3 protein-coding genes and 1 pseudogene are annotated in these 6,000 nt (G+C 36.5%); all 4 read left to right on the forward strand.

Going from position 1 to position 6,000, the window contains the following annotated elements:
- Positions 1-123 precede the first annotated feature (123 nt).
- Positions 124-1,749 (forward strand): malolactic enzyme, encoded by a 1,626-nt coding sequence (locus tag HT730_RS04350; RefSeq protein ID WP_173306912.1) that lies wholly within the window; start codon positions 124-126, stop codon positions 1,747-1,749.
- Between the two features lie 76 nt (positions 1,750-1,825).
- On the forward strand, positions 1,826-2,773 hold the full coding sequence (locus HT730_RS04355) for an AEC family transporter (protein ID WP_173306913.1): 948 nt from the start codon (positions 1,826-1,828) through the stop codon (positions 2,771-2,773).
- 12 nt (positions 2,774-2,785) lie between these two features.
- On the forward strand, positions 2,786-5,320 hold the full coding sequence (mprF, locus tag HT730_RS04360) for a bifunctional lysylphosphatidylglycerol flippase/synthetase MprF (RefSeq protein WP_173306914.1): 2,535 nt from the start codon (positions 2,786-2,788) through the stop codon (positions 5,318-5,320).
- Positions 5,321-5,423: 103 nt separating this feature from the next.
- Positions 5,424-5,543: pseudogene (locus HT730_RS04365) on the forward strand (IS630 family transposase); the annotation flags it as partial.
- Positions 5,544-6,000: the final 457 nt, after the last annotated feature.

Consider the following 6,000-nt stretch of genomic DNA (forward strand, 5'->3'; position numbering starts at 1 on the left):
ATTAGAAATTGTTCTCGTAGACTCATTATAACATATGCGTATACAATTGTATTATTTAAACAACAACGTTTCATGAACAATTCGTTTCATGTGGTATAATATAAATAAAAAGGAGGTTGCACTATGACTGCACATGATATTTTAAACAATCCTTTCCTCAATAAAGGTACTGCCTTTACCTTAGAAGAGCGAAAAGAACTAGGCCTTATTGGTTTACTGCCACCGTATGTTCAAACGATTGAAGAACAAGCGGCGCAAACTTATGCACAAATGCAAACAAAAGCCAATGATTTGGAAAAACGTCTTTTCCTAATGGAAATTTTTAATACCAACAGGACTCTTTTCTATTACCTCTTTTCTCAACATTTGGAAGAATTCAATCCAATTGTATATGATCCAACCATTGCAGATACCATTGAAGGCTATAGTGATCTTTTTGTAGATCCCCAATATGCGGGATATCTTGATATCAATCATCCTGAAAATATTGAAGCTACTTTGAAAAACGCTGCCGGGGATCGCGAGATTCGTCTCATTGTTGTAACAGATGCAGAAGGAATCCTTGGAATTGGCGACTGGGGAACAAATGGTGTCGATATTTCTGTTGGGAAATTGATGGTCTATACGGGTGCTGCTGGAATCGATCCTTCGATGGTCCTTCCTTTAGTCATTGATGCAGGGACTAACCGTGAAGAACTTCGTAACAATCCTAATTATTTAGGAAATCGTCACGAACGGGTTCGCGGAGATCGTTACTACGATTTCATTGACCAATTTGTTCAAACAGCAGAACGTCTCTTTCCTAAACTCTACCTTCACTGGGAAGATTTTGGTCGCTTGAATGCAGCCAATATTCTTGAAAAATACCGGAAACAAATTCCGACCTTTAATGATGATATTCAAGGTACAGGAATCGTTACCTTGGGTGGTATCTTTGGTTCGCTGGATATTAGTGGTGAAAAATTAACAGATCAAGTTTATCTCTGCTATGGTGGTGGTACTGCGGGTGCAGGAATTGCCTCTCGTGTTCTTCGTGAAATGGTAAGTGAAGGTCTTTCTGAAGAAGAAGCCTATAAACGTTTCTTTATGGTTGATAAACAAGGTCTTCTCTTTGATGACATGGATGACTTGACACCAGAGCAAAAACCATTTGCTAAGAAACGTGCTGACTTTAGTAACGCAGAGAAGTTGGCTGACCTGCTTGAAGTAGTGAAGACTGTGAAGCCAACCATTCTTGTAGGAACTTCAACTCAGCCTAATACCTTCACTAAAGAAATAGTAGAAGCTATGTGTGAAAACACAGAACGCCCAATGATCTTCCCTTTGTCAAATCCAACTAAATTGGCAGAAGCTAGTGCCAAAGATTTGATTGAATGGTCAGATGGCAAAGCTTTTGTCGCAACAGGAATTCCTGCTGATACGGTTTCTTATAAAGGTGTAGACTATGTGATTGGTCAAGCAAATAATGCCCTGATTTACCCAGGTCTTGGTCTAGGTATGCTGGCTTCTGAAGCAAGTCTTTTGACTGATGAAATGATTGGAGCAGCGGCGCATTCATTGAGTGGTATTGTCAATCCAGGCCAACCAGGAGCTCCTGTCTTGCCACCATTCAAGTATGTAGCAGATGTTTCTATTAAAGTAGCAGAAGCAGTCGCTAAAAAAGCACAAGAGCAAGGTCTTGCACGCGCTAAGGAAACAGATATGGCCAAAGCAGTTCGTGATTTGAAGTGGTATCCAGAGTATAAATAATTCATTTCTGCTGCTATCCTTCTATAGTGGCAGATTTGTATGGGCTGTGGACTTAAGTAATTTAGAAAGGACACCTATGTCACTCTTTTTAACCTCGATTACGAGTATCATTCCGATTATTGCTATTATTGTTTTGGGGTATATTCTTCAGGTGAGGGGATGGTTTGGAGATAGTTTTGGATCCAATCTATCTCGTTTGATCATGAATGTAGCCTTGCCAGCGTCAATTTTTGTGTCGGTGATGAAATACCTAACGCTAGATAAACTAATCAGTCTTTCTGGAGGACTCTTTTATACTTTTGTAGCATTTAAATTGGGATATATAGTAGCTTATATTGCAGTTAGGCTTTTCAAGGTTCGTCCAGGACGGCGAGGAACCATGATTAATACCTTTGTGAATGCCAATACTATTTTTATCGGTCTACCATTAAACGTTGCTCTTTTTGGTAATCAGGCTCTTCCATATTTCTTAATTTACTATATCACCAACACGATTTCCACCTGGACATTAGGCGTGTATGTGATGACGAGCGATAGTAAATCGGGTCAAAGCAAGAAGAAAACTAAATTTGACTGGAAGAAATTGCTTCCAGCTCCGCTTGTAGGTTTTCTTGTCGCTCTACTATTTTTGATTCTCCGAATCTCCATTCCAGATTTCGCAACGAATACCTTAACCTACGTTGGAAATATCGTAACTCCCTTATCTCTGATTTATATTGGTATCGTTCTTGCAAAGGCAGGCTTGAATACTATTACTTTTGATAAAGATACAATTGTCACTTTAGTTGGACGCTTTATCCTAGCTCCTCTGATTATGTTTCTTGTATTGAAGTTCTCTGCACCAAATATGGCGACAGTAGAATTTAAGACCTTTATGATTCAGTCCGCTACACCAGCTCTAGCTGTTCTCCCAATCCTTGCTAATCAGGGAAAAGGAGATGTGGAATTCTCTACGAATGTGGTGACTCTAAGTACGGTTCTATTTATCGTTGTTATTCCAATATTACAAACTTTATTAGGATAAGAGGACGAGCTTGTGAGAACAATTTTGAATTGCATGAAAAAATGGCAGACACTCATCAAGATTACCTTATTTTTATCTATTGTTAGTTTAGTTATTGTAGAGATAATCAGACTTTTTAAGACAATTTCGTTTGATAAGGTTGGAGCAATCTTTGGGGAACTCTCTCCAATAAAAGTCATTAGTTTAGCTTTGCTCGGTTCTATGGCTGTTGCGCCAATGATGCTCTATGATAGAATCCTAAATAAAGAACTTAATCAGAAACAAAAATTATCTTACTTACTAGAAACAAGTTGGACTATAAATAGCTTGAATAATATGATTGGCTTTGCCGGTTTGGTGGATGTTGGTTTACGCTATTCTTTCTATGTAGATGAAGAACGCTCTGAAAAAAGTATGCAAGGAATTTCTCGTGTCATCCCTTATTTTATGAGTGGTTTCTCACTGTTTGCACTGATAAGTTTAATTTTCACAATTATATTTCCTATTTCAATGGGGATTAAACAATATTGGCCAGCTCTTTTGGGAGCTTGTCTCTATCTTCCAATTATTTTATTTGTTTCAAATAGAAAAAAATGGGTCTATTTTGGTCAATTGAGTGGAAGGACAATTTTATCTTTAGTGTTAACTTCTGCCCTTGATTGGGCTAGTGTATTAAGTTTTTTCCTTTTGGTTGGGTATGTTTTAGGCTACAATTTACCAATTTATGATGTAATTCCCCTCTTTATGATTGCTATTACAATTGGGATTATATCGATGATTCCTGGTAGCCTAGGTAGTTTCGATTTAATTATGGTATCTGGTTTAGTTGGCCTTGGTATTGATAAAGATCAGGCGCTAAGTTGGTTACTAGTATTTCGTTTATTCTATTATATTCTTCCTTTCTGTTTAGGAGTTGTTTTATTCTTAAAAAATATGGGTGGTCGACTTAATGAGAAATATTTGGGAATTCCTCAAAAGGTTATTGGATCACTATCCACTATAGTATTGGTTTGGGGGTTGCGACTTTTTGCTTTCTTCCTCGTGGTGTCAGCTATAGTTCCTCAAGAATTAGGACATCTTCCTTTGTTTAAAGAACTTTCACCTAGCACTGGACAGTTTGTTTTTCAACTTCCTAGTATTATTCTCGGCGTTCACTTCTTCCTTCTTGCAAGACTAGTTAAACGACGTTTAAAATTTACATTACCATTCGCTACTGTACTAGGTCTAGTAAGCCTTGTTTATTTGAATATTGGTAGTCTTTCATTAGCAAGTAGTTTTTTGCTAATCATTATTTTGTCTATCATATGGTGGATCAGAAATACATTTGTTCGCAGTCATTATATTTATGCTTGGGAAGATTGTTGTAAGGATATATCGTATATTGGTGGAAGTTTCTTCTTGACCCTTGTTTTGTTAGGACATTTGAACCCTCATCATGTATTTGAAGTTAAACATCTTCCTTATTTGATTACACACTGGATTCATCTTTTTGGCACGTCTCTGATATTGGTGATTTCGTATGTTTTGGTACTCCGTGAGAGCAATCAAACCAAAGAGAATTTTGGAGAAGTTTTCGATAAGCAACGTTATCAAGACTTTATTGCAACAATACCAAATATAAATTTAGATGCTACTCTGGCTTATTTAGATGACAAATACCTTTATTGGTACCAAGAGGATGGTCAAGACAAGGTTGTTTTCCAATTTGCAATTGAAAATAATAAATGTGTCGTTATGTCGGATCCACTGGCACAGTCAGGATACTTAGAAAAAGGCTTATCGAAGTTTTTAGAGGATGCGGAGGACACAAATGTCTCTGTTATTTTCTACGAAATTAATCAAGAAACCACCCTATTACTTCATGAATATGGGTACGACTTTATGAAATTCGGGGAGACTGCTCAGGTATTACTGGATGGATTTACAACCGAAGGAAAACAAGGAAAGAAATTTAGAACAGTTGTTAATCGATTAGAAAGCAAGGGGTATCAATTTCAAGTATTACAACCACCTTTTGATAAGAAGTTGCTTAACACCCTTAAAGAAATATCGGATAATTGGCTAGATGGTCGCCAAGAAAAAGGGTTTTCACTTGGATTTTTTGATGAGAAGTACATTCAATTAGCACCAATAGCTCTTGTAAGGGATCAGGAAGATAAGGTTCAGGCTTTTGTTACCTTTTTAGCTTGTAATGGTCCTGAAGAAGCTAGCATCGATTTGATGCGCTACCACTTAAGGACAGCACCCAATGGTATTATGGATTATCTCTTTGTGAAATTATTACTTCATTTTAAAGGAGAAGGAGTTCGTTTATTTGAATTAGGTATGGCGCCGTTATCAAATGTAGGAACTGAGAAACATAGCTTTCTACAAGAAAAAGTAGCCTATCTCATCTATGCCTTCACTAATCGATTCTATTCATTTAGTGGTCTTAGACAGTATAAACAAAAGTTTAATCCTATCTGGACACCTAGATATGTTGCCTATCCTCGGGATACTTGGCTTATTTTGGATATGTTAGCAATCTACAGAGTTGATAACCGAAAAGTAAAGAGATTGTCGTATTGACTATTGACTTTAAACAGTATAAAATAACTGTCGATTTTTTGTCCGACTGCCAAGAGTTAGTTTAATGCTATACTAAAATCAAAACGCATTATATAATAGTGATATGAAATCAATCAAAGAAGAAATACAAGCCATCAAAACACTTTTAAAAGATTCTAGTACAGCTAAATATCATAAACGCCTTCAAATCGTTCTATTTTGTCTAATGGGCAAATCTTTGAAATTATCCTAAAAGAATTTGAAAACGTTCTGAAAGAATTTTCGAAAAATTTTAAAAAATTCTGAAATATTCTTGACAGCTGATGAAAAAGGTGGTAAGATAGGAAACATCAAAAAAGAAAGCAGAAAAAGAAATGAATAAGAAACAAGCTGTAACGATGAATCAAAACTTTTACTTTAGCTACTTTAGATAGTGTTTGTAGACATGTCACCATGGATGCAAACAGTTCAAGCAATTTGTTTGTATCTATGTGGCTAAGATTTTTGATTGTGGTCCATATAGATGAATATCTAAATGGACTAGCTAAGTTGTAACTTGTTAGATTATTTCAAGCATCCGTTTAGGTATTATCTAGGCGGTTTTTTGTTTTATACTCTTCGAAAATCTCTTCAAACCACGTCAACGTCGCCTTGCCGTAGGTATGGTTACTGACTTCGTCAGTTCTATCCACAACCTCAAA

The sequence above is a fragment of the Streptococcus sp. k-628 genome, from assembly GCF_013277475.1.
Classification (GTDB): Bacteria; Bacillota; Bacilli; order Lactobacillales; family Streptococcaceae; genus Streptococcus.

What these genes read in the sequence shown, in the direction of transcription:
- HT730_RS04350 (WP_173306912.1), top strand. Translation starts at nt 124, where the DNA reads ATGACTGCACATGATATTTTAAACAATCCTTTCCTCAATAAAGGTACT.
- HT730_RS04355 (WP_173306913.1), top strand. Translation starts at nt 1,826, where the DNA reads ATGTCACTCTTTTTAACCTCGATTACGAGTATCATTCCGATTATTGCT.